This is a genomic window from Dokdonella sp. GW821-FHT11D02, assembly GCF_058808595.1.
The window spans coordinates 784,709-809,197 of sequence record NZ_CM179520.1 but is presented as its reverse complement, the minus strand read 5'-3'; the positions used below and the strand labels follow the sequence as shown (position 1 = coordinate 809,197).

The window sequence follows — 24,489 nt, the reverse complement described above, 5'->3', positions numbered from 1 at the left end:
CGGACTATTCAAATCATTCAGTCTTCACGGGCTCGGCCGTAAAGCTGTTCGTCTCGAGTCGACACGCGCAATGCGTGTCTCGCGAAGGCCGGATGAGCCTGCTGAAGTTATCGGTGACGTTCTACGCCGTCAGCCTGATCGCCCGCGCCTCGACGGCTTTGAGATCGCCTAAGCCTGCGCGACGTTCCGCGAGGCACCGGCTTCGTACCAGCGCCGGCTGCGATTGAGCAGATGCACGATCGACAGCATGACCGGCACTTCCACCAGCACGCCGACCACGGTCGCCAGCGCGGCGCCGGAGCGCAGCCCGAACAGGCTGATCGCGGCCGCCACGGCAAGCTCGAAGAAATTGCTCGCGCCGATCAGCGCGGCAGGACCTGCGATGCAGAACGGCACTTTCAACCGGCGGCTCAACCCGTAGGCAATCGCGGCATTGAGATAGACCTGGATCAGGATCGGCACGGCCAGGAGCGCGATCACCGCGGGCTGCGCCAGAATCGCTTCGCCCTGGAAGCCGAACAGCAAGACCAGCGTAGCGAGCAGCGCCGCCGTCGACCAAGGATCGATCCGAGTCAGCACGCGTTCGAGCGCGGCGACGCCTTGATGCAACAGCCGTCGCCGCCACAGCTGCGCGACGACTACCGGAACGACGATGTAGATCTTCACCGACAACAGCAGCGTGCCCCAAGGCACCTGGATCGAGGCGACACCGAGCAGCACGCCGACGATCGGCGCGAACGCGACGATCATGATCAGATCGTTCAGCGCGACCTGGGTCACGGTGAAGTTCGGCTCGCCGCCGCACAGGCGCGACCACACGAACACCATCGCCGTGCACGGCGCCGCTGCGAGCAGAACCAAGCCGGCGATGTAGGCGTCGTGCTGCGCCGCCGGCAGCCAAGGGGCGAACACGTGGCGCACGAACAACCAGCCGAGCAGCGCCATCGAGAACGGTTTGATCGCCCAGTTGACGAACAAGGTGATGCCGATGCCGCGGACCTGTTTGCGCACCTCACCGATCTGCGTGAAATCGACCTTCAGCAGCATCGGCACGATCATCAGCCAGACCAGCACCGCGACCGGCAGATTGATCTGCTGCAGTTCAATCGTCGCGAGCCACGCCAGCGCGGCCGGAAACGCGTGACCGAGAGCGATGCCGACGACGATGCACAACACCACCCACAAGCTCAAATAGCGCGAGAAGAAGCCCAATCGGGCCGGCGCGGCGGCGATCGCACCGGCTTCGGCGCTCACGAAGACCTGCCGATGTCGCGCAGCTGCGCCTGCCGCGACAGGCGATCGAGCTTGTCGAGCGGCAAAGCCAGGAACAGATCGATGCGCTGACGCAGCCTCATCCAGGCTTGCTGAAAAGCGCGGCGACGATCGTCGTCGCTGCCCTCGACCGCGGCCGGATCGGGCACACCCCAATGCGCGGTCACGGGTTGGCCCGGCCAGATCGGACACACTTCGCCGGCGGCGTTGTCGCAGACGGTGATGACGAAGTCCATCGACGGCGCGTCCGCATCGGCGAATTCGTCCCAGCTCTTGCTGCGCAGTGTCTCGGCATAGCCGAAGGTTTGCGCCAGCTCGGCGGCGATCGGCTGCACCTTGCCGGCCGGAAAACTGCCGGCGCTGTAGGCCTTGAAGCGCCCTTCGCCGAGCACGTTGAGCATCGCTTCGGCCATCACGCTGCGCGCCGAGTTGCCGGTGCACAGGAACAATACGTTGTACGCGGTCATATAAGCCTCAAGCGCAAGCGTCGGCGGCGCCGGAGCCGCACGTCGAGGAAGCGGCCGGCTCGCAGCAGGTCGAGGACGCGCGAGCGGATGACGGCAGCGCCTGCGGCGCGCCGGAGTAGGTCGTCGCCTCGCCGAGGCTGTGGAAACTCTCCCAGCGCACACCCTGCGGATCGTCGGCCCAGAATTTGTCCGAACGCGCGTAGCAGCAGACCGTGGCTTTCTCCGCCAGCGAGATCGCGTCGGCGGCATGCAAGCGCCGACCGATCGCTTCGAGTTCGGCGGCATCGTCCGCTTGCAGGCCGAGATGATCGACCCCGGCGGCGCGATCGCGCCGCGAGATCGCGAAATTGAGGCGCGGATCGTCGAGCATCCATTTCGCGTAGTCGGGCTTGAGCACGGTCGGAGCCGTGCCGAACAGGGTCGAGTAGAAGCGGATGCTGGCGTCGAGAGCGTCGACGTTCACATGGACGTGGAAGCGTTTCATGACTTTCTCCGAGCGGGTTTGCAGGCAGCGAGCGGCGCGCAGGCGACCGCAGACGGCGATCCCGCGCAGCAGTTCTCGGTCAGAAATCCGAGCAATGCGTTCATCGTCGGATAGTTCGCGCGGCACTGGATGACGCGTCCGCGGCGTTCGTCGCGGACGAGATCGGCACGACGCAGGATGTGCAGATGATTGGTCAGCGTCGCGCCGGCGAGTCCGGTCGCCTCGCCGAGTTCACCGACAGCCAAACCTTCGTCACCCGCCTGGACCAGCAAGCGGTACAGAGTCAGGCGGTGCTCGTGGGCGAGCGCGTTCAGAGCGGCAAGAGCGTCAATTGATTTCATATTTCTAGAATCATAGAAATGTTAGCGCCTGTCAAGCGGAGGCAATTGGAAGCTTCTCGCTGCACGGACTTCGCGCGACGTCCCGCTCTTGAACGCTTGCGCGGCTCTAGGCGAAACCCAAGCGCAGCGCCACGGCGCGCACCACCGCCGCATCTCGCTCGACCTCGTCGCCGCGCGCGACCATGCGCGAGCGCCCATCGAGCGTGCAGCGAATCGCGCGGTCGAGCAGACCCGCATGCGCGCGCGTGAGCGCATCGGCCTCGGCCGCATCGAGCAGTCCGGCCTGCGCGAGCAAGGCGATCAGCGCAGCGGAATTGCCGCTCGCACGCAGTTCCGGATGCCGGTCCGCATAGGTCAGCACCAAGGCTTGCAACAAGAACTCGATGTCGACCAGACCGCCGGAACCTTGCTTGAGATCGAACTGCTGCGCATCGGAACGATCGCGCTCGGCGCGCCAGCGCGCGCGCATCGCGACCACGTCGGCGCGCACACTGTCGGCGCTGCGCGGAGCGGCGAGCAGGTCCTCGCGGAACTGGGCGAAGCGGCGCGCCAGCGCGACGTCGCCGGCGATCGCGCGCGCGCGCACCAGCGCTTGCAGCTCCCAGGTCCAGGCGCGTTCGCGCTGATACGCCTCGTAGGCGGCGAGGCTGAGCACCAGCATGCCCTTGCTGCCGTCCGGGCGCAGGCGCACGTCGACTTCGTACAAGCGCCCGGCGCGCGTCAACACGCCGAGCAGGTGCACGATGCGTTGCGCCAGGCGCGCGTAGTAGCGCTGGCCGTCGAGCGGACGCACGCCGTCGGATTCGCCTTGCGCGAATTCGCCGTCGTAGAGAAACACCAGATCGAGGTCGGAACCGAAACCGAGTTCGGCGCCGCCGAAGCTGCCGTAGGCGACGACCGCGAGCCCGCACCCTTCGTGCGCGCGCTCGCCCAGACGACCGTGCGCGGCGACGAGGTCGCGTTCGGCGACGCGCAGCACCGCGGCCAGCACGACCTCGGCCACTTCGCTCAGCGCGCGCGCGCAGGCGACCGCATCCAGGCGCCGGCCGAGAAAAGCCAGGCCGATGCGGAACAACGCCGATTGGCGCACTTCCTGGATCAGCTCGATCTCGGCTTCGGGATCGGCTTCGACCAGTGCGGCGAGCCGGCGAGCGAGTTCGTCTTCGACGTCGCGCCGCGTCGGTGCAGCCTGGTCGACGCGATCGTCGAACAGATCGTCGAGCAGAAGCGGATGCGCGATCACGCGATCGGCCAGGAAGGCGCTGGCGGAGAACACACCGCTGAGGCGCTTCAGCGCCGCCGGCTGCTCGTCGAGCAAGGCCAAATACACCGATCGGCGCGCGACCGCCTGCGCCAAGCGCAACAGGCGCGTCAGGCAGCGCACCGGCTCCGCTTGTGCCGCGGCGACGGCGAACAACGCCGGCATCACGTGATCGAGGCGCTCGCGCGAACGCGCCGACATGTTGCGCAGCGCGGCGCTGCCGAGCAGGGCTTCGAGCTCGGTGGCCGCTTCCTGCGGCGGCTCGAAGCCGGCCTTCGCCAGCGCGCGCGCGTCGACGCCGTCACCGTGCGCGAACTCGCGCCAGAGTTCGGTCCACTGCGCTTGCGTCTGCTGCGCGGCGCTGCGCGCCTCGACCGCCATCAGCGCGCCGAATTCCTCCGCCACGGCGCTGCGATGCGCATCCAGTTCGCGCGCCAGCGTCGGCCAGTCCGCGCGGTCGAGCGCGAGCGCGAGGCGCTCGCGGATCGCGCCGTCGGCCGGGATCTCGTGCGTCTGCTGGTCGGCGAACATCTGCACGCGGTTCTCGAGCCGGCGCAGGAAGCGATACGCCGCGCGCAACTTCTGCGCGCGCGCCGCCGGGATGAAACCGAGCTGCTCGCTGGCCGACAGCGCCGGCAGCAAGCCGCGCGCGCGCAAGGTCGGTTCGCGGCCACCGCGGATCAGCTGCACCAGCTGCACGATGAATTCGATCTCGCGGATGCCGCCCGGGCCGAGCTTGAGATGATCGGCCAGGTCCTTGCGCGCGACTTCGGCGTCGATCAGCGCTTTCATTTCGCGCAGGCCGGCGAACGCGCCGTAATCGAGATAGCGGCGGAACACGAACGGCCGCAGCGCATCGAGCATGCGCGCGCCGGCGCCGCGATCGCCGGCGACCGGCCGCGCCTTGATCCAGGCGTAGCGCTCCCAGTCGCGTCCCTCGCGCTGGAAGTACTGCTCCATCGCGGCGAACGACAGCGCCACGCGGCCGGCGCTGCCGAACGGGCGCAAGCGCAGGTCGACGCGGTAGACGTAACCGTCGGCGTCGCGCTCGGCGAGCAAGGCCACCAGCACCTGGCCGATGCGCGCGTAGTAGGCGCCGGCGTCGAGCGAGCGCGCGCCGTCGCTGTCGCCGGCTTCCGCGTAGGCGAACACGACGTCGATGTCGGAAGAGAAATTCAGCTCGCCGCCGCCGAGCTTGCCGAGCGCGAACACGACCAGCCGCTGCGCTTGGCCGCTGCCGTCGCGCACGACGCCGTGACGCGCCGCGACCTGGCGCTCGGCGCCGCGCAAGGCCGCTTCGATGCAGGCCTCGGCCAGCACCGAGGCGCCGGCCAGCGTGGTCTCGACCGCGTCGGCGCCGTTGACGTCGCGCCAGATCAGGCGCAGCGCCTCGCGCCGGCGGAAGTGGCGCAGTTCCGCGCGCAGTTCCTCGTCGTGCAGCTCGCTCAGCATGCCGGCGCGCGCATCGGCGTGGCGCGGATCGCTCATCAGCTGCAGGAATTCCGGGCCGAGCAGGCGCGGATCGCGCAGGAAGCTCTCGTAGGCGAAGTCGCTCGCCAACAGCACGCGTTGCAGATGATCGTCGACACCGGCGTCGTCATAGAACGGCACGCCGGCTTCGCGGCAAGCATGTTCCAGCCGCGACAGGCGCTCGTTGAGGAAGGCGGCGGTCGCGCGCGGCCAGTTGGCTTGGGCAAGCATGCGGCGATTGTCGGGTACCGGCGACCGATCGCCAACCGGGCTGGCCCCACGCGCCGCCTTTGACCGTGGATCGCAACGAGGGCGCGCCGCGCCCCGCCAGCCTGCGCTGGCCCATCCGCGAGGAGACCGTCGATGAAATTCGTGCTGGCCGCGAAGGCCGCCTGCCTTTCCTGCTTCTTGTGTGCCTGCGGCAACGCCGCCTCGACCCCGGCGCGGCTCGCGCAAGCCTTGCAACAGGCGTTCGATCGCGGCGACTTCGAGGCCGCCGGAACGCTGGTCGATTTCGCCGCCGCGCCGGGCGAGCTGCAGTTCTTCTACTACGACCAGGTGCGCGAATGCGCCGGCGAGGCGAAATGCACGGTCGCGCCGGCGCCGCTCGACGACGAATTCCGCGCGCAAATCGCCGAACAGGCGCGCCAGGAAGGCGCCGAAGCGCCGCGCGTCGACGGCGTGATCGAAGTCGTCAGCAAGGCGGTCGACGGCTCCGGCTCGGGCACGCTGAAAATGCCGTACGCCAAAACCGGCGCCGACTACCGCATCGTCTCGATGCGTATCGGTGCGACCGAACTCGCGCGCCGGCGCGCGCGCAGCGCCGAACAAGAACTCGCCTCGATGCTCGCCGACGGCATCTACGACAGCGCGACGCAGACGCGGCGCACCGATTGGGCGCAGGCCGCAACGCGCTTGCCGGCCGATGGCGGCGAGGCCGGCGCGGCCTTGCTGCGGCAGACGCGCGCGATGGCGGCGGCGGTCGACGCGCACGATCCCGACCGCGCGATGCATGCCGGCGGGCGCATCGCCCAGCTGATGTTTTCCGACCGCGGCTACGACGGCAAGCCGATCGCGCTGGAGCCGCGCCGCAACAAGCTGCGCGTGCAGTCGCTGCGCATGCTGCGCGAGGTGAAGGTGCTCGGCGGCTACCAGCTCGGCGACGACGCCGCGCTCGCGATCGAAGCGCGCGACGGCGTCGGCTGGAGCCAGCGCGGCGCGATCCTGTTGTCGCGCGACGGCGGCGACTGGGACGTCTCCGGCAAGCGGCTGGTCGCGCTGCCGCCGCAACCGTGAGCGCTCGCTGCGAGGCCTGGCCCGCAGCGACGCGCTTTCGCGTGGGCAGATGCGTACGGCGCCGATTCGACGCGGCGCCATTCTCCCGGGAGATCGTGATGAACACCGCCACCCGCTGCATCCTGCTCGCGCTCGTGTTGTTCGGTTCCGGCGCGCGCGCCGAGACCTACCTCGTCACGCGCTTCGACGACCCGCTGCCGTCCACTTGCACGCCGCAAAGCTGTTCGCTGCGCGAAGCCGCGCAGGCCGCGGGCTTGAACGACGAGTTCGGTCCGTCCGATCGCATCGTGCTCGGCACCGGCCGCTATACCCTGGTGCGCGGCGAGCTGCCGGTCGCGCGCCAAGGCATCGAAGTCGTCGGCGCGGGCTCGGCGCAGACCGAGATCGCCACCGATGCGATCGTGTTCACTTCGGGCACGCCGCCGCGGCAGCCGCTGACCTTGCGCGGTTTGCGTCTGGTGTCGAGCGGCATCAGCGTGCTGTCCGCCCGGCACGCCGTCCTGCACGACGTACTGGTGCCGGTCGACAGCGGCCAAGTGTCCTTCAGCGGCGATACCGTCGACGTGCAGGTGTACGACAGCGAGTTCCGCGACACCTTCCGCTGCAACACGCTCAGCGGCAGCTGCACGATCGTGCGCAGCAAGCTGTTCAATCTCTACGTGATTCCGCAACAGGGCTCGAGCATGAGCCTGCTGCTCCAGCACAGCACCATCGACGGCGATCTCGACCCCGAGCCCGTGCTCGCCAGCAACATCTCGCTGCAAGGCGGCACGATCGTGTTCGAAGACAGCACCATCACCCACAGCGTCGTGAGCATCTCGACCGACACCACGCTTCGCCGCGTGCGCTATCTCGACAACGCCGATCCGGTCATCTCCCTCGCACCGACCGACGTCTTGATCGAAGACAGCGAATTCCGCGGCAACCAGCGGCGCGCGCTGCGTGCCGCCAACGGCGCGCAATGGGTGGTGCAGGGATCGAGCTTCATCGACAACCTGGTCGACGGCAACGCCGGCGGCGCGGTGCTGGTCGAAGACGATGCCGAGCTGCGCATCCGCAACAGCACGTTCGCCGGCAACAGTTTCAGTGTCGGTGCCGCCGCCGACGGCGCGCGCGGCGCTGCGATCGGCTATCGCAACAACACGGCCGGCGCGCGCCTGATCCTGAGCCAGGTGACGATCGCCGCGCCGGCGGCGCTGCCCGACGGCATCGAGGGCAGCGCGCTCGGCGGACGCGGCAGCACAATCACGGTCGACGTCTCCAACAGCATCCTCGCCGGCAGCTGCCGCATGGACGCCGGCGTGCTGCAGAACAACGCCGGCAACATCGAAAGTCCCGCGCACGGCTGCGGCTTGGACAGCGCAAGCAATCGCGTCGACGTCAGCGCCGCTGCGCTGGCCTTGTCGGACTTGGGCGACTACGGCGGCGCCACGCCGACGATGCCGCCGGACGAGGACAGCGTCGCGATCGATCGCGCCAGCGGACCGCAGTGCCTCGAGCGCGATCAGCGCGGTTATCGGCGCCCGTTCGGCGGCGGCTGCGACGTCGGCGCGGTCGAGCTCGGCGCCGACGACGCTTTGTTCGCCGACGGCTTCGACTGAGATAGCGACGACGCGGTATCGAGCCGCGCGAGCAGCACCTGCGCGTCGCGCCGGCGGCCGGCGTCCGCCGGCGCATCGAGCCGCGCCAGCGCCTGCGTGAGATCGGTGCGCGCCGAGGCCGCATCGCCGGCATCGACGCGCAGCCGCGCGCGCGTCAGGTACAAGCCGCCGAGCATGCGCGCGCGTTCTTCGTCGGCGCTGGCCTCGAGCGCGGTCTGCGCCTGCTGCAGCAACGGCGCCGCTTCGTCGCGTGCCGGTAGCGCATGCGTCGCGACCAGACTGTCGGCGAGCGCGATGCGCGCCTGCGCGACCTCGGCATGCGGTTCGCCATAGATCGTGACGAGTCCGGCGAGCGCAGCGCGGCGCGCCGCGATCGCTTCGTCGAAACGTCCCTGCGCGTGCCGCAGCGCGCCGTTGACGCTGGCGGCATAGGTCTTGGCGTAAGGGTCTTGCTGCGGCAGGCGCGCCAGTCCCGCCGCCGCTTCGGCCGCGAGCGCATCGGCCTCGGCGTAACGGCCGGCCTCGGCCAGAGTTTCGACGCAGGAGAACGCGGTCAGCCAGGTGTAGGCGCTGTCGCGGGTGGCAGCGCGAAACGCGTCGATCGAGGCGCGATAGCGGCGCACGGCGAGCTCGTGGCGGCCTTGCGCGCGCGCGAGCACGGCCTGGAACTGCAAGGCTTGCGCGTACTGCCCCGACGGCGTCGCCGCCAGGATCGTCACCGCCTCGGCGAGCGAACGTTCGGCCTCGTCGTAGCGCCGCATGCGGCGTTGCAGATCGCCCAGGCGCAGCAAGGTGCCGGCGATCAGCGTGTGGCCGGCCGGCAGCTGCGCGCGCTCGATGCGCAAGGCGGTCTCGTAGTGCGGCAGCGCCTCGTCGTAACGACGTTGCACGCGCAGCACGTCGGCGATGCGCGTGCGCAAGGACACCGTGCGCACGTGCTCCGCGCCTTGCGTCGCGCTGGTGATGCGCAGCGCTTCGCCGTAGCTGCTGAGCGCATCGGCGTAGCGCGCGGCTTCCTGCTGCACCACGCCGAGCGTCAAAAGCCGCTGCGCCACTTCGCTGTCGTCAGCGCCGAATCGTGCGCGATACACCGCGACCGCATGCGCGGCCAGGCGTTCGGCATCGGCGTAGCGCGACTGGATCATCTCGATCGTGGCCAGGCTGGCTTCGGCCTTCGCGGTCTTGACGTCGTCGGCGCCGCGCGTGCTGCGCAGGCGCTCGACCGCTTTGCGCAGCAACTTGCCCGCCTCGACTGTGTCGCCGCCGGCGTAGATCGCGTCGGCATAGGCGGCCAAGGCCTCGGCGCTGTCCGCGCTGCCCTCGCCGCTCAGGCGCGTCTGCAATTCCCACGCGCGACGCAAGGTTTCCTGCGCCGCCTTGCGCTCGTCGAGGCCGAGCTGGATCTCACCCAGATCGCGCAGCAGTTCGGCTTGCAGATCGGGCTGCCGCCCGAAGCCGGCGTCGATCTGCGCGATGCCGTCGCGGATCAGCTCCGGCGCCGAGCGCGCCTGCACTTTCGCGCGCGCGACCGGGTCTTGTTCGCGGAACAGGGTCAGCACGAACTGTTTGACGCGTTCGGCGCGCGCCAGTTGGCGTTCGGCGTGCGCGCGTTCGAGGTCGGCGCGCTGCGCCTGTTCGCGCGCGAGGCGCGCCTGCCACAGCGCCGCGCCGAGTCCGCCGACCAGGGCGAGCGCGATCAGCGCGGTGGCGGCGACGCCGACACGATGACGGCGCACGAACTTGCGCAGGCGATAGCTGCGTGAATCGGCGCGCGCACGGATCGGCCGGCCGTCGAGCCAGCGTTGCAGATCGTCGGCGAACGCCGCCGCGGTCGGATAGCGGCGCAGCGGATCGCGCTGGGTGGCGGTCGCGACGATCACGTCGAGGTCACCGGCGAGGCGGCGCAGCAGGCGCGCGCGATCGACCTCGTCTCCATACAGCTGCGCCAGGCGTTCGCGCGGCAGGCGCGCGGCGAGCGTGCTGACGCGCTCGGCGCTTTCTTCGGCCGCGTCGCGTGCGAGCTGCTGCGGACTGGCCGCGTGGCGCCGCAGCGGCAGTTCGCCGACCAGGAGTTCGCACAGCATCAGCCCGAGCGTGTAGACGTCGGCGGCGGTGCCGACCGGCTCGCCGAGGATCTGCTCCGGCGCGGCATAGGCCGGCGACAGCACGCGCTGCGCGGTACCGGTGACGGCGGCCTCACCGCTGTCTTCGAGCAACTTGGCGATGCCGAAGTCGAGCACGTGGGCAGAGCCGCTCGCATCGACCAGCACGTTCGAGGGTTTCAAGTCGCGATGCACCACCAGCTGCGCGTGCGCATGCGCGACCGCGTCGGTCACTTGCAGCAACAGGCGCACGCGCGCGGCCGGATCGAGCCGCTGCCGCGCCGCGTGCTGCGTGATCGGCTCGCCGTCGACGCGGTCCATGACGTAGAACGGACGGCCGTCCGCGGCGACGCCGCCGTCGAGCAGGCGCACGATGTGCGGGTGGCGCAGGCGCGCCAAGATGCGCCGCTCTTGCAGGAACCGCCGCAGGATCGCCTGCGTGTCCATGCCGCGCTTAATCAGCTTCACCGCGACCTGCTGCTCGTAGGCGCCGTCGACGCGCTCGCCGAGCCAGACCACGCCCATGCCGCCTTCGCCGAGCGGGCGCAGCAGGCGATACGCGCCGGCACGGCGATCGGCCGGCGCGGCGCCGGCACCGAGCTCGGGCAAGGCGGCCAAGGCACCGCCTTCGAGCAAGTCGTCGGCGCGATCGTCGGCGGCGAGCAAGGCGCGCAGTTCGTCGGCGAGTTCGCGGTCGGTGCGCGCGATCTCGGCCAGCCGTTCGGCGCGCGCGGCCGCTGCGAGTTCGCACAACTCGTCGAACAGGCGGCCGACCTCGTCCCAGCGCGCGGCGCTCATTGAGCGTCTCCTTCGATCTCGCGCAAGAGGAAGGCGCGCGCGCGGCGCCAGTCGCGCTTGAGCGAGCGTTCCGAGCGTTCTTGCACGAGGGCGATTTCGGACAGTTCGAGTCCGGCGTAGAAACGCATCTCGACCAGCGCGGCGAGTGTGGCATCGACTATGGCGAGACGATCGAGTGCGGCGTCGAGCGCGAGCACTTCGTCGCTGCGCATCTGCGCCACCGCTTGCAGCGCGGTGGTCTCCAGCGGCGCGAACGCGGCACCGCCGCCGCGGCGCTGGGCGGAGCGCGCGCGCGCATGATCGACCGCGATCTGGCGCATCGCACGCGCGGCGACGGCGAAGAAGTGGCTGCGATCGTTGACCGCGAGCACGCCGTGACGAGCGATCTTCAGATAGGTTTCGTGCACCAGCGAGGTGGTGCCGGGGGCGTCGAGGTCGTGGCGCCGGCCGGCGGCGAGGCGATGCAGCTCGTCATACAGCAGGGCGAACACGCGCTCGCACGCCGCCTGGTCGCCGCCGCGCGCCCGACCGATGAGTTCGGTGATTTCAGCCACCCGTTGCCCCCGCTGCTCGCAGCTACGGTGCCACGGCCACGCGGTGATGGGAAGCGCGACGCGGCGATGCTCCGCCGCCGCATGACGCGCGGTTCATGCAGCGACGCGCGCGCCGTGGCATCGTCATCGGTTCGTCATGAAGACCGTCGCCGACCTTTCCCCGCCACCCCGCCGCCGTAGCGGCGAATTCGCGCGCCTGTTCGCCGCCGTGCTGGCGATCCTGTTCGCGGTCGGCCAGCTCGACCCCGGCATCGATTTGTACGCGCTGCCGCAGCACGACATCGTGCTGCGGCTGGCCTTGAACGCGCTGCCGGCGCTGACCGCGTTCGGGCTCCTGCTCGCGCTGACGCGTCGCGCGCTGCTGCCGTGCTGGCTGGTGCTGCTGGCGATCGGCGCCCTGCACATGGCCAACGGTGCCAAGCTCGGCCGCCTGCAGATGCCGCTGCTGCCGGCCGATCTGCGTTTCCTGGCCGAGCCGGGCCCGGCCTTGCGCCTGTTCTCGCAGTATCTGCGTTGGGACTACGGGCAGCTGACACTGCTCGTCGCTGCGCTGGCGCTCTCCTATGCGCTGTGGCGCGAACGACGGCTGACCCTGCTGGCCGGCTGGCGCGCGCCCTTGCTCGCTGCCGCCACCCTGCTCGCCGGCGTCGGCCTCGTCGCCGGCTCGACGCCGTGGCGGCGGCTCTACCAATCGACCGAACTCGCGTTCCAGCCTTGGGCGCTGACCGAAAGCGCGCTGCGCACCGGCCTGATCGGAAGCCTCTTGGTCTATCACTGGGAAATCGGCGGCAACGGCGTGCCGGCCGCCGATCGCGAGGCGGCGCTGGCGCTGCTGCGGCGGCACGCGCCGACGCTGCGCAATGCGCTGGCCGCGTCGCCCGGCGAGCGGCCCGACATCGTCGTCGTGCAAAGCGAATCCTTGTTCGATCCGGCGCGCCTGCGCGGCGTGCTCAGCGGACGCTATCTGCGCGAGTACCACCGCCTCGCGCAGCGCGCGACTTATGGGGAGCTGCGCGTGCCGACCTACGCCGGCGGCACCATCCGCACCGAGTTCGAGGTGTTGACCGGCGCGCCGCTGGCCAGCCTCGGCGGCATCCAGTACCCCTGGCTGGAGCTGGACGGCGAGCGCTATCCCGGTCTCGCGCGCACGTTCGCCGCGCAAGGCTATCGCACGCTCGCCATCCATCCGAACGCCGGCGCGTTCTGGAACCGCACGCGCGCCTACCAAGCGCTCGGCTTCGAACGCTTCGCCGACGGAGCCGCGTTCGACGGCGCCGCCATCGTCGGCCTGTTCACTGCCGACGCCGCACTGACCGAGCGCATCCTGGCCGAGCTCGCCGACGATGGCCCGCCGCAATTCCTGTTCGCGGTCAGCATGGAAAACCACGGCCCGTACGACTGGCGCCCCGGCCTCGATCCGCAGCGTCTGTCGGCGCTGCCGATGCCGCAGCCGCTGGATGCCGGCGCACGCGAATGGTTCGGCAATTATCTGTACTTGCTCGATGACGCCGACCACGAACTCGGCCGTCTCGCCGACGCGCTGCTGCAGCGGCAGCGCCGCACCCTGCTCTTGTTCTACGGCGACCATCTGCCCGATCTCGCGCCGGTGTACGCCCAGCTCGGCTTCGACGACGGACGCGACGCGATGCAGCAGCCAGTCCCGTGGTTGCTGCTGGACAATGCGAGCACACACACGCGCCATCTCGACACGCGCAGCTGGTCCTTACCGGCGCTCTTGCTCGACGCCGCCGGCAGCGCCGACGAGAGCTACTTCAGCTTGCTCGCCGCCCTGCTCGACGACGACGATTTCGATCCCGACGCGGCCGACACCGTCGACGGCCTGCATGCGCTGGCGCGCTTGCATCTGCGCGAGGAACTCGAGCCGGTCGTCGACGAAGCGCTCGATCGGGTCGAGGCCGACGATTTGGGTTGAGCGAGCGTCGATGCAGCGAGATTCGCTCGCCGCCACGCCGCCGGCTTTGATTGGCTCCGAAGTCACTTGCCGCTTGCACCGTTGCCCATAAAAAAAGGCCTCCCCGAAGGGAGGCCTTTGAGTTGTCGCCTCTACGCTTGCGATTACGGAATCGTGATCGCCGCGCCCGAGGTGTCGTACCAGTAGCGCACGACCGTCGCCGGGAAGCCATGCGGCGCGGTTGTGGTCAGGTGCGCATAGCCATAGCACACGCCGGAGGCGGGGCCGGTGCAGTCGAACTTGAAGCCGAGGTAGCCGTCGGCACCGGCCATCCAGTTGCTCATGTCCGCCGGCGGATCACCCGCCGCCGTGATGAACTCCGAACTCGGTCCGACCGTCGCACCCGAGGCCAGGATCGTGTAGCGGCTGTTCGCCGCGCTGCCCACGCCACCCTCGTTACCGCCGGCCGCGTTCGGCCAGAAGAAGTGCAGGTCGAGCGGATCCTGCTGGCCGCCGGGGCCGCCGACCGAGTAGGCGTTGATGTTGCCGCCGCAGGCACCGTCGGTGCAGTGGCTGCCGTCAGGCCAGTTCAGGTAGACGCCATCGAACGTGTCGGGAATGTCCAGGTTGATGACGCCGCTGTCGTGGACGTTCGGATTGCTCGTGTCCACGATCTCGAAGCCGTCGCAGAAGATCTTGTCCGACGCGCTGCACGGCGGCACCGTGACCGGGCTTACCGTCACGTTGACCGGCACGCTGACCAGCGGATTCACAGTGTCGTTGCTGGTCACGCAGACGTTGGCCGAATAGCTGCCGGCTGCGAGCGTGGCGGCATTCACCGTCACGGTCGAATCGGCCGAAGCGCCGCCCGCCAGCGAACCGCTCGCCGGCGACACGCTGAGCCACGGTACGTCGGAGGGGTTTTCGCAACCGACCGGACCGCCGCCTTCGCCGAGCGTGACCACCATCACCAGATGGAAGTCCGGGAAGCCCGGGCCGACTTCGGAAGCCGGTGCGGGCTCGGCGTTGCCGCAGGTTTCCGCCGACAGGAAGGTCGGATGCGTTTCCGGGGTCGCGTTCGCGCCCGGGAAGAAGTTGACGGCATCCGGATTGTCGGTGTGCCACTCCACCACCAGGTCTTTGCCGACGGTATCGTCGATCGTGCCGGTGACCGGAACGGTGATGGTGGTGAGCTCGCCGCTGATCGTCCCGTTGGCGGTGCCGATCAAGGTGAGCGCGGCCGTCGGAATCGTATCGACCGCCGTCGAATGCGCGAGCGTGTAGAGATTGATCGTCAACGGCACCGTCGCACCGGAGGACGTCTCCGACGAGATCGTCACGCTCTGCACGTTCGCGTTCGCGCCGACCGCAGGATGCTCGCTGAAGTAGAAGCGGCGCCACCAGCTCGTCGGAGCTCCCGGACAGGAGATGCCCGACTGCGCCACCGGCGTGTTGTCCTGCATTTGCGAAATGGTCAAATCACCGAACTCGACCGGCGGGGTGAGCGGCCGGCTGATCGAGAGCTGACGCGACGATCGCGCAAACTCTCTCTGCTCGAGCTTTTCCTTACGCGCCGGGCGCACGACGGGTCGTGCCGCGGCTGCTTCGGAAATCGAGTAGGTCAGCGTACCGCCGCCGGTGTTCTTCACCGTCAGCGGACTGCTCTGGGTGGCGCCCGCGTCGACGGTGATCGCCAGCGGCGACGGCGTCACCGCGATCGTCGGCGTACCGCCGCCGCCACCGACCACGGTGATCGGAGCGCCGCTGCTGTCGTAGCAGTAGTCGATCAGAGTCGCCGGGAAGCCGGTGCTGCCGGTCGCATTCAGGTGCGCATAGCCGTAGCAGGTGCCGGCGGTGCAGTTGAACTTGAAGCCGAGGTAGCCGTTGACGGTGGCGTTCCAGTTCGTCGCGCGGCCGATGGCCGAGGAGAACGTCGAGCTCGGGCCGACCACATCGCCGTTCTGCAGCACGCGCCAGTCGGTCTGTTCCGACGTAGCGGAGACGCCGGCGTTGCCGGTCGAGCTACCGCCCCAGTAGAACGAGAAGTTGCCGCCGGTGCCGTAGGGGTTGAAGTTCCAACCGGTGAACGAGTCGTCGGAGACCTGCCCGGAAACCCAGCCGAAGTAGCTGCCGTCGAGATCGGTCGCGATCGTGTGATTGATCGGGTTGGAGCAGACCAGACCGCCGCCGGCGGCGACCGTCAGCGTCGCGCTGCCGGCCTGATCGTTCGCGCCTGCGTTGGTCTGCAGGGCACCGACCGGGATCGTGTTGGGGTAGCTGCCGCCGTTCGCGGCGGTGACGTCGACCTTGATCGTGCAATCGTCCGCAGCCGGAATGGTCGAGCCGCTCGCGGCCAGAGTGACCGAGCCGCTACCGGCAGCCGCCGTGACCGCACCGCCGCAGGTGGTCGACGCATTCGGCGCCGCCGCCACGACCAGACCGCTCGGGAAGGTGTCGGTGAGGTCGCCGGTCAGCGTCAGTGCCGCGCCGGGATTGCTGTTGAACAGCGTGATGGTCAGCGTGCTGACCGCGCCTGCCGAGACATTGGCCGGAGCGAATTCCTTCGACACCGCCGGCGGATTCAAGCCGCTGGCATTGACCGTCAGCGTGGCGCGCGTTTCGGCCGTGCTGTTGGCGAGGTCGGTCTGCAAGGCGCCGGCCGCGATCACGTTCTCATAGCTGCCGTTGACGGTCGAGGTCACCGGGACCGTGATCGTGCAGGCGCCGCTGTGGGAGAGATCGGGAATCTTCGCGCCGGCGCTGAGGCTGACCGAACCCGAACCGGCTGCCGCCGTCAGCGTGCCGCCGGTGCAGGTGGTGCTGGCGGCCGGCGTCGCGGCGACGACCAGATTGGCCGGCAACGTGTCGGTCAGCGCCGCGGTCAGGGTCGCCTCGGTCGCGTTGTTGTTGCCGAGCACGATGGTCAGCGTGCTGGTGCCGCCGTTGGCGATGGTGATCGGCGAGAAGCTCTTCGACGCGCTCGGCGGTGCGGCGGTGTTGCAATGCGCGATCGCCGCGTTGACCGCGGCCAGCGCATCGATCTCGCCCCAGCCGGTGGCCTGGTTGGGCACGTTGCCCGGGCCGTCCGACGGACTGTTGGTGGCGACCGGTACCGCAATCGCCGTGCTCATCAGCAAGGTGCCGGTGGTGGCGAAGTCGCCGCGCAGACAGTCGGCCGCGCTCCACATCAGCGCGATCACGCCGGCTGCGGTGGGCGAGGACATCGAGGTGCCGGTTTCGTTGTAGTAGGTCGAGTCGTTGACGATGCCCGACGAGCGGATGTTCACGCCCGGCGCGACCACGTTCGGCTTCAAGTTGGCGAAGCCGCGCGGATCGGGGTAGTTCGGCAGGCCCGGGTTGGGATTGTCGGTCGTACCCTTGTTCGAGTGCGACGCGTACAGGCCGTTGGTGGTGCCGGTCGAACCGATGCCGAGCACCTTGCCCGAACGGCCCGGATTGCCGACCGTGTTCAGCGGCGGATTGTTGGGGTAGCCGCAGTTGGACGCATTGCCGTTGGAGAACACCGGCACGATGCCGGCGGCGATCCAGCCGTCGATGACGTTTTCGTACCAGTTGTCGTAGGTGCGGCCGCAGTCGCCCCAGGAGTTGTTGACGATGTCGACGTGCTTGGTCGGATCGGGCGTGCCGGTACCGCTGGTCGGATACGGCGCCAGAGTCCACTGGCCGCACTCGATCAGACCGGCGTCGGTCGCGCCGGCGCCCGGAGCGCCGAAGCCGATGCAGGCCGCCCACTTCGCATCCGGCGCCGCGCCGATCTGCGTGGTGGCGGTGCCGCCGTCGCCGACCATGGTGCCCATGGTGTGGGTGCCGTGCTTGTCGCTGGAGCGCGGCGCGGCGGAATGGTTGTAGGGGTCGTACCAGTTGAAGTTGTGCTGGAAGTTGCCGCCGCCGAGATTGCCGCGGTACTTGCCGACCAGCGCCTCGTGCGTGTAACGCACGCCGGCGTCGATGTTGGCGACGACGACGCCGGCACCTTTGTGGCCGAGCGCCCACACGTCCGGCACCTTGATGTGCGCCAGGCTCGACACCGCGTCATTGGGCTCCGGCGCGGCCTCGACCACCGGCTCGACCGGCAGCGGAATTTCTTTCTGCGTGCGCACCGATTCGATGTTCGGATCGGCCTGCAGCGAGTTGAGCATCGGCGCCGACAGGCGCGCGATCGCGATGCTGTTGTCGATCCACAGCACCGTGTATTCGTGAGCGGACTGGCTGAGGCTGAACTGCGAGCTCAGCGTCTGCAAGGTCTTGTTCTGGCGCGTGGCGGAGAAGTCGCGCAGCGTCTCGTAGACGAAGGTTGCGCGCGCGTCGCGATCGGCGATGCCGTACGCGGCGGACAGATCCGCCTTGCCGCGGAACTTGACCAGTACGGCCGGCGTCTCACCCGCGGCCAGAGCGCGGCTGACCGCCTGCTCGACCGAAACGGATGCTTCGGTCGCGGCCGGCGTCGGCAAAGACGTCGTTGCCGTCGCCGGCCCCACGCCGGCGAGGAACGTCAGCGCTGCGAGCGACGAAGCCAGCGACAATGCGCTAGGCCCACGCCGGCCGGCGCCGTGTTTCGTGGTTTTCGACATGTTGAATTCCCAGGAGATTGAAACGACCAGCGGAAACCCGGCGCCCCACCAAGCCAAATGCGAACGGGTTCTCGATTGTGATCGCCTTGTGTCCCCGGCGATCGCGTCGGTGTGTTTAGCCGACGCGGCGCGCGATCACAACCATGCCAAAAGTCATGGTTCGACCGGTGGATTCGTACATACGTTTGTGCCGGCTAAAAGGCCGTCAGCGCGCTGCCCTGTGTGACCGCATTTCGAGGGTTCCGAGGGCTGGACAGAGGCGAGCAAATTCGAGACGACCGGAGCGAACGGCGGTCTCGGCTGAGGCTTCCGCCGGCTGTGAAAAACGCAGGCGCTGAAGCGCCGAAGCAGCGCCGGATCGCGCGATTCCGCAAAAGAAAACGGGCGCCATCGGCGCCCGTTCTTCACTCAAGCTTGCGTGCTGTCGGAGCTCAGGCGACTTTCTTCCACTGCCCCAACGCCGCCAGGCCGTTCTGGCGAGCGCGCAGGGCGACCGTCTTCTGCGCCTCGGCGAAGTTCGCCTGCATGTCCTTGCCCCACAGCGTCAGCGCGGCGGTCTGCATGGCGCGGCCGTAGGAGAACGACAGCGGCCAGGGGTGCGGGCCCATCTGGTTCATCGCGTTCAGATGCGCGGTCGCCTGCTCGTCGCTCTGGCCGCCGGAGAGGAACACCACGCCCGGCAGCGAGGCCGGTACCGCCGCCTTGAGGCAGCGCACGGTGGCTTCGGCGACGTCTTCGATGTCGACCTGATCCGGACAGTCCTTGCCCGGGATGACCATGCTGGCCTTCAGGATGGTGCCTTCGAGCAGCACGTTCTGCTCGTACAGCGCGCCGAACAGCGAGCGCAGGGTCGCTTCGGTGACTTCGTAGGAAACGTCGAGGTCGTGGCTGCCGTCCATCAGCACTTCCGGCTCGACCATCGGCACGATGCCCGCTTCCTGGCACAGCGCGGCGTAGCGCGCCAGTGCGTGCGAGTTGGCTTCGATGCAGGTGCCGCTCGGCGTGTCTTCGCCGATCGTGATGACCGCGCGCCACTTGGCGAACTTGGCACCGAGCTTGACGTACTCGGCGAGGCGTTCGCGCAGGCCGTCGAGGCCTTCGGTGACCAGTTCGCCCGGGAAGCCGGCCAGGGCCTTCGGACCCATGTCGACCTTGATGCCCGGCAACACGCCGGCGTCGAGCATGATCTTGGTGAAGGGCACGCCGGCCTTGGTCGACTGGCGGATCGTTTCGTCGTACAGGATCGCGCCGGAAATGTGCTCGCCGAGCTTGGGCGTGGTCAGCAGCATCTCGCGGTAGGCGCGCCGGTTTTCCTCGGTGTTGGGCACGCCGACCGAGTCGAAGCGCTTCTTGATGGTGGCGGTCGATTCGTCGATCGCGATGATGCCCTTGCCCGGTGCGACCAGGGCCTGAGCGGTCTCTTCCAGATCTTCGATACTCATCGTTAAAGCTCCGTGGAAAGCGAAAACGCGCCGCGGCCGCAGCTCGCGCCGGCCGGGGTCGGAATTGGGGGCCGGAAGTATAGGCCAGTTCCGTGCGAAGCGTTCGGCGCCCGCGACTTACGCCAGGTCCGGGCGGCGGCGCAGGCCGTGCGGCCCCTGCCAGCGCACGCTCAGCTGCACCTCGAAGCGATCTTCGCCGGTCTTGAGCGCGAGCGATTGGCCCGGCTCGGAGGAATCGACCAGCAGAATGCCGTGCTCGGACACCGCCTCGTCCGCGTAGCCGTCGATCACCAAGCCCTCGAGCAACCAGCGCATCGCGGCGGTGAAGTCCATGCAGCGACCGTCGGCTTGCTTGAGCGCGATGCGGCTGCCGTCCTGCGCGAACCACTGGTAGTACGGCCGCTCGCCGCAGCTCTCATTCGGCGGCGGCCGATAGCGCAAAGCGCCGTAGCCGTCGCCGGCTTCGACGAACAGCAAGGTGCTTGCGCGCAGATTGGCGCGCATCGGTTCGGAGTAGCCTTCGCGCAGCGTCTCCTCGGACTCACCCAAGAACCTGCGCAACTGCGTCTCGGCATCGGCGATCTGTTCGATCCCGATCAAGCCGTGGTCGCCGTACTGGAACGCGCCGAGCGTGCGCTGGGTCGAAACGAACTCGGCCGGCAGCGCATAGCCGAGCCGCTCTTCCGCCGCCGCGATCGCGGCCGCATCGGCCGGCGTGCCGGTTTCGAATCGACTCGCGTAGTCGGAGCCGAGGTGCTCGCCGGCGAATGCGTTCGCCGCCGCGATGAAGTCGGCCATGCGCTCGCCGTAAGGCTTGCCCGCTTGCGTCAAGCGGGTGCCAACCGGGCCGAAGTCGAGCAGGGGCCAGCTCCGCTCGCCTTCGTAGCGATAGCGCTGCTTCGTACGCCAGTGCACACCTTCGTAGCTGCCGCGCAGGCTCAGCGTCGAGGCCGACGCCGGCCGTTCGAAACGGCAGACGGCGGTCTTGTGCGTGTCGTCGTCGGTGTGCGCGATCTTGATCGCGCACACTTCCTTGTCGTCGAGTATCAGGCTGAAGTCGACGCTGCTGTCGGCTTGCAGGTAGAGATGAATGTCCAAGCGGCTCCCCGGCGCTGCGACGGCCAGCGCAACAGCGTGCCTATCGAAATGTTTTGCACACCGCCGCTACGAAAGCTTGCGATGCATCCGCGATCTCACGGCGCGCCCGGCGCTCTCAAGAGCCCGTAGGGCCCTTGCCAGCGCACGGCCAGCTGGACCGCGAAGCGTTCGTCCGCGGTGTTCAAGGCCAGCGACTGCGTACCGACCGAGCTGTCGACCAGCAAGACGTCTTTCTCCGAGGCCAGCTCGTCGGCGTAGCCGTCGATCAAAAATCCCTCGAGCAACCAGCGCAGTGCCGCGGCGAAATCCATGCAGCGGCCGTCGGGATATTTGAGCGCGGTGTCGCCGCCTTCCTGCGAGATCCACTGGTAGTACGGCTGCTCGCCGCAGGTCTGGCTCGGCGGCGGCCGGTAGCGCAGGCCGCCGAGACCGTCGCCGACTTCGGTGAACAACAAGGTGCTGGCGCGCAGATTGGCGCGTTGCTTTTCCGAGTACGACGCCTGCATCGCCTCTTCCGGCGTACCCCAGAACTTGCGCATCTGCGTATCGGCATCGGCGATCTGCTCGATCGTCGTCAAACTGCTGTCGTCGATCTCGAACGCGCCGACCGTGCGCTGGATCGAGACGAACTCGGCCGGCAGCGCATAGCCGAGCCGCTTTTCCGCCGCGGCGATCGCGGCCGCGTCGACCGGCTTGTCGGCTCGCAATGCACTCGCGCGCAGCGCACCGATCTGCTTGCCGGCGAACGCCTTCGCCGCTGCGATGAAATCGGCCATGCGCTCGCCGTAGGGCTTGCCCGCTTGCGTCAGGCGGCGACTGACCGGCGCGAAATCGAGCAAGGGCCAGCTCTGCTCGCCCTCGAAGCGGTAGCGCTTGCCGCTGTTCCAGCGCACGCCCTCGTACGCGCCGCGCACGCCGAGCTTCGCCGCCGACGCCGGCAGTTCGAAGCGGCAGGCCGGCGTCTTGTGCACGTCCGCGCCGGCTTTGGCGATCTTGATCGCGCAAGCCTGTTTGCCGTCGACCAGCACGATCAAATCGGCGCTGTCGCCTTCGCGCAGGTACGGATGAATTTCTAGCGTCGCGGCCGACAGCGGCGGCGCGATCGCGAACAGGATCGCGCAGGCCAGCCCGCGCGGCGTTACCGAGTGCCTCATCCGCATCGCTTCCGTGTCAGTGGTCTTTCCAATCGAGCGTGTCGACCGCGCAGCGCTGCATCACTGCCGTGCGCGTGGCGGCGTCGGCCGGCAGGTTGAACGGAAAAATCAGCCAGCTGAAGACACGTTCGCGACCGGAATTGGAGACGGTCGGCTCGAAGCGCAGATGCGAGGCCGCGCTCGCCGCGATCTTGCCCAGATCACCTTCCGGCGCGACTTTCTGCACCTTGACCGTGCTGGTGCTGCCGTCTTTCTCGACCACGAACGAGACCGTGGCGCAGCCCGGCTGCTGGATGTTCTTGCCGTAGTTCGGCGCGTCGGCCTGCACCGATGAATTGTCCATCTGCCAATAGCCGGCGAGCTTATCGGCCGGCACCACGCGCGGCGGCAAGGTCGATTGCGCCGATGCACTGGTGGCAGCGGCGAGCGCGAACAGCGAAATTGCGAATCGCTTCATGACGGTTCCTCCCGCATCGCCATCCGAAATGTGGCGGGGTCATTGTACGGACAGACGATGAATCTCCGGACGTCGTCGGCACGTTTGTGCATCGATTCGCTACAAGTCGCCCAGCCCCTCGGCGAGACCGCCTTGGCCGACCTTGAGCAGCTTCAGCGTATTGGTGCCGCCGAGCTGGCCGGTGTGGTCGCCGGTGGTGACGATGACGCGATCTTCGACCGCGAGATGGCTGAGCCGGAAAAGATGCAGCACCGCTTCGCGCGCGGCTTGGGTCGGGCCGACACCGCGCGCGTCGAACTCGACCGGGTGCACGTCGCGGTAGAGCAGCATGCGCCGGCGCGCGGCGGCGTTGCGCGACAGCGCATAGATCGGCACGGTCGAGCGGTAGCGCGACAGCCATTGCGCGGTGCCGCCCGATTCGGTCAGCGCGATCAGCGCACGCACGCCGATCTGGTTGGCCAGGAACATCGCGGCGAGCGCGATGGCCTGATCGGTGCGATCGAGACCGTGGGTGCCGGGGCTGAGGTCTTCCTGCGGTTCGAACTGGCGTTCGGCGCCGAGACAGACGCGGCGCATCGCCGCGACCGCCTTATCCGGATGGCGGCCGGCGGCGGTTTCCTGCGACAGCATCACTGCGTCGGTGCCGTCGATCACCGCGTTGGCGACGTCGAGCACTTCAGCGCGCGTGGGGATCGGCGACTCGACCATCGACTGCATCATCTGCGTCGCGGTGATCACGATGCGCTTGCGCAGCAGCGCCTCGCGGATGATCTTCTTCTGTAGGCCCGGCAGTTCGGCGTCGCCGATTTCCACGCCGAGATCGCCGCGCGCGACCATCACCGCATCGGACACCTCGACGATCGCGCTCAGGTTCTCGATCGCCTCGGCGCGCTCGATCTTGGCGACCAGGCTGGCGCCGCCGCCGGCCTCGCGCAGCAGCGCGCGCGCGGTTTCGACGTCGTCGGCGGTCTTGACGAAGGAGACAGCGAGGAAGTCCGCTTCGAGTTCGGCGGCGAGGCGGATGTCGGCGCGGTCCTTGTCCGACAGCGCGGCCACGGTGAGGCCGCCGCCGAGGCGATTGATGCCCTTGCGATCGGACAAGCGGCCGCCGGCGAGCACGCGGCAACGCACCGTTTGCGCGGTGACGTCGACCACTTCGAGCGAAATCAAACCGTCGTCGAGCAGCAGCACGTCGCCCGGCTTCACGTCCTGCCAGAGCTCGTGATAGCTGACGCCGACGCGGCCGCCGTCGCCGGCCGGCGCGTCGGGGCGGCAGTCGAGCACGAAATCCTGGCCCAGCTCGAGCTGGATCGGCCCGTTGGCGAAACGCTCGACGCGGATCTTCGGTCCCTGCAGGTCGGCCAGCACGCCGACCTCGTGGCCGAGTTCGGCCGCGGCCGCACGCACCGCAGCGGCGCGCGCGCGATGGTCGTCGTGCGTGCCGTGCGAAAGATTGAGGCGCACGACGTCGACACCTTCGGCGAGCAGCCGCTTCAACGCGCCGGGCGCGTCGGTGGCCGGTCCGAGCGTGGCGATGATCTTGGTTCGACGCAATTGCGCTTGCACGTGCGAGGTCTCCGGGACAGGCTTGGAACGCGTATCCGCCCGATCATACGCGAGGCTCGCGACCGCACGCCTGCACGTGTTGCGAACCGTCGCAGGCGTCACAATGTGGGCGTAACGTTTCCGTCACCGCCACGAACGAAGGAGTCATCATGGGCATCAACAAGATCCTCTACACCGCCACCGCCACCGCCAAGGGCGGCCGCGCCGGCCACATCAAGAGCAGCGACGGCGTGCTCGACTTCGACCTCAAGGTGCCGAAGGAACTCGGCGGCCCCGGCGGCGCCGGCAGCAATCCGGAGCAGCTGTTCGCGGCCGGCTATGCGGCCTGCTTCGAAGGCGCGATGCGCTTCGTCGCCGGCCAGAAGAAGGTCGCAGTGCCGGCCGACACCAGCGTCACCGGCCACGTCGGCATCGGTCCGCGCGAGCCGACCGGCTTCGGCATCGCGGTGGAATTGGAGGTCAACTTGCCCGGTCTCGATCGCGCCGTCGCGCAAGACTTGGTCGACACGGCGCACCGCGACATCTGCCCGTACTCGCATGCGACGCGCGGCAATGTCGACGTGAAGATCACCCTGGTCTGATTCGCGCGCCCGCGGCCGCCGCCGGATCGGTGGCGGCCGCA

The 24,489-nt window shown here is 68.7% G+C and carries 17 protein-coding genes; 4 read left to right on the top strand and 13 right to left on the bottom strand.

What is annotated here, in order from left to right; all coding sequences use genetic code 11:
* Positions 1-168: 168 nt before the first annotated feature.
* From arsB to glnE, 5 genes are all read right to left on the bottom strand, one after another.
* Complete coding sequence (gene arsB / locus AC3QL3_RS03250) at positions 169-1,212, bottom strand: ACR3 family arsenite efflux transporter (protein WP_492898842.1); 1,044 nt, start codon at positions 1,210-1,212, stop codon at positions 169-171.
* Between the two features lie 38 nt (positions 1,213-1,250).
* Entirely contained in the window at positions 1,251-1,739 is a 489-nt protein-coding gene (locus tag AC3QL3_RS03245; RefSeq protein WP_492896861.1) for an arsenate reductase ArsC, read from the bottom strand.
* A 7-nt stretch (positions 1,740-1,746) separates the two neighbouring features.
* Positions 1,747-2,223, bottom strand: a complete 477-nt coding sequence (locus AC3QL3_RS03240; RefSeq protein ID WP_492896859.1) for an ArsI/CadI family heavy metal resistance metalloenzyme — start codon at positions 2,221-2,223, stop codon at positions 1,747-1,749.
* Positions 2,220-2,564, bottom strand: coding sequence for an ArsR/SmtB family transcription factor (locus tag AC3QL3_RS03235; RefSeq protein WP_492896858.1), 345 nt, complete (start codon positions 2,562-2,564; stop codon positions 2,220-2,222). The genes AC3QL3_RS03240 and AC3QL3_RS03235 overlap by 4 nt, the downstream gene beginning before the upstream one ends.
* Before the next feature lie 106 nt (positions 2,565-2,670).
* On the bottom strand, positions 2,671-5,526 hold the full coding sequence (gene glnE / locus AC3QL3_RS03230; protein WP_492896857.1) for a bifunctional [glutamate--ammonia ligase]-adenylyl-L-tyrosine phosphorylase/[glutamate--ammonia-ligase] adenylyltransferase: 2,856 nt from the start codon (positions 5,524-5,526) through the stop codon (positions 2,671-2,673).
* A 132-nt stretch (positions 5,527-5,658) separates the two neighbouring features.
* Between glnE and AC3QL3_RS03225 the strand changes: the two genes are divergently transcribed.
* Both AC3QL3_RS03225 and AC3QL3_RS03220 read left to right on the top strand, forming a co-directional pair.
* Positions 5,659-6,591: a hypothetical protein gene (locus AC3QL3_RS03225; RefSeq protein ID WP_492896856.1), complete on the top strand. Its 933-nt coding sequence runs from the start codon at positions 5,659-5,661 to the stop codon at positions 6,589-6,591.
* 98 nt (positions 6,592-6,689) lie between these two features.
* Positions 6,690-8,192 carry a choice-of-anchor Q domain-containing protein gene (locus AC3QL3_RS03220; protein WP_492896855.1) on the top strand — a complete coding sequence of 501 codons (1,503 nt, stop codon included), beginning with the start codon at positions 6,690-6,692 and terminating at the stop codon, positions 8,190-8,192.
* On the opposite strand, the gene AC3QL3_RS03215 is transcribed toward AC3QL3_RS03220, so the two are convergent.
* Together AC3QL3_RS03215 and AC3QL3_RS03210 are read right to left on the bottom strand one after the other, a co-directional pair.
* Positions 8,105-11,092: a serine/threonine-protein kinase gene (locus AC3QL3_RS03215; protein WP_492896854.1), complete on the bottom strand. Its 2,988-nt coding sequence runs from the start codon at positions 11,090-11,092 to the stop codon at positions 8,105-8,107. The genes AC3QL3_RS03220 and AC3QL3_RS03215 overlap by 88 nt on opposite strands.
* Entirely contained in the window at positions 11,089-11,646 is a 558-nt protein-coding gene (locus AC3QL3_RS03210) for an ECF-type sigma factor (RefSeq protein WP_492896853.1), read from the bottom strand. Before AC3QL3_RS03210 ends, AC3QL3_RS03215 begins: the two co-directional genes overlap by 4 nt.
* Before the next feature lie 136 nt (positions 11,647-11,782).
* On the opposite strand from AC3QL3_RS03210, the gene AC3QL3_RS03205 reads away from it, so the two are divergent.
* Entirely contained in the window at positions 11,783-13,579 is a 1,797-nt protein-coding gene (locus AC3QL3_RS03205; protein ID WP_492896852.1) for an LTA synthase family protein, read from the top strand.
* A gap of 143 nt (positions 13,580-13,722) precedes the next feature.
* Here AC3QL3_RS03205 and AC3QL3_RS03200 read toward each other — a convergent pair whose 3' ends face one another.
* From AC3QL3_RS03200 to pyk, 6 genes are all read right to left on the bottom strand, one after another.
* Entirely contained in the window at positions 13,723-18,150 is a 4,428-nt protein-coding gene (locus AC3QL3_RS03200; protein ID WP_492896851.1) for a DUF7933 domain-containing protein, read from the bottom strand.
* A 431-nt stretch (positions 18,151-18,581) separates the two neighbouring features.
* Entirely contained in the window at positions 18,582-19,592 is a 1,011-nt protein-coding gene (locus AC3QL3_RS03195) for a class I fructose-bisphosphate aldolase (RefSeq protein WP_492896850.1), read from the bottom strand.
* A 117-nt stretch (positions 19,593-19,709) separates the two neighbouring features.
* Positions 19,710-20,690: a hypothetical protein gene (locus tag AC3QL3_RS03190; RefSeq protein WP_492896849.1), complete on the bottom strand. Its 981-nt coding sequence runs from the start codon at positions 20,688-20,690 to the stop codon at positions 19,710-19,712.
* Positions 20,691-20,785: 95 nt separating this feature from the next.
* On the bottom strand, positions 20,786-21,844 hold the full coding sequence (locus tag AC3QL3_RS03185) for a hypothetical protein (RefSeq protein ID WP_492896847.1): 1,059 nt from the start codon (positions 21,842-21,844) through the stop codon (positions 20,786-20,788).
* Between the two features lie 16 nt (positions 21,845-21,860).
* Positions 21,861-22,301, bottom strand: coding sequence for an energy transducer TonB (locus tag AC3QL3_RS03180; RefSeq protein ID WP_492896846.1), 441 nt, complete (start codon positions 22,299-22,301; stop codon positions 21,861-21,863).
* 99 nt (positions 22,302-22,400) lie between these two features.
* On the bottom strand, positions 22,401-23,867 hold the full coding sequence (gene pyk, locus AC3QL3_RS03175; protein ID WP_492896845.1) for a pyruvate kinase: 1,467 nt from the start codon (positions 23,865-23,867) through the stop codon (positions 22,401-22,403).
* Positions 23,868-24,016: 149 nt separating this feature from the next.
* On the opposite strand from pyk, the gene AC3QL3_RS03170 reads away from it, so the two are divergent.
* A complete protein-coding gene (locus AC3QL3_RS03170; protein ID WP_492896844.1) occupies positions 24,017-24,448 on the top strand; it encodes an organic hydroperoxide resistance protein in 432 nt (143 codons plus the stop codon).
* Positions 24,449-24,489 lie beyond the last annotated feature (41 nt).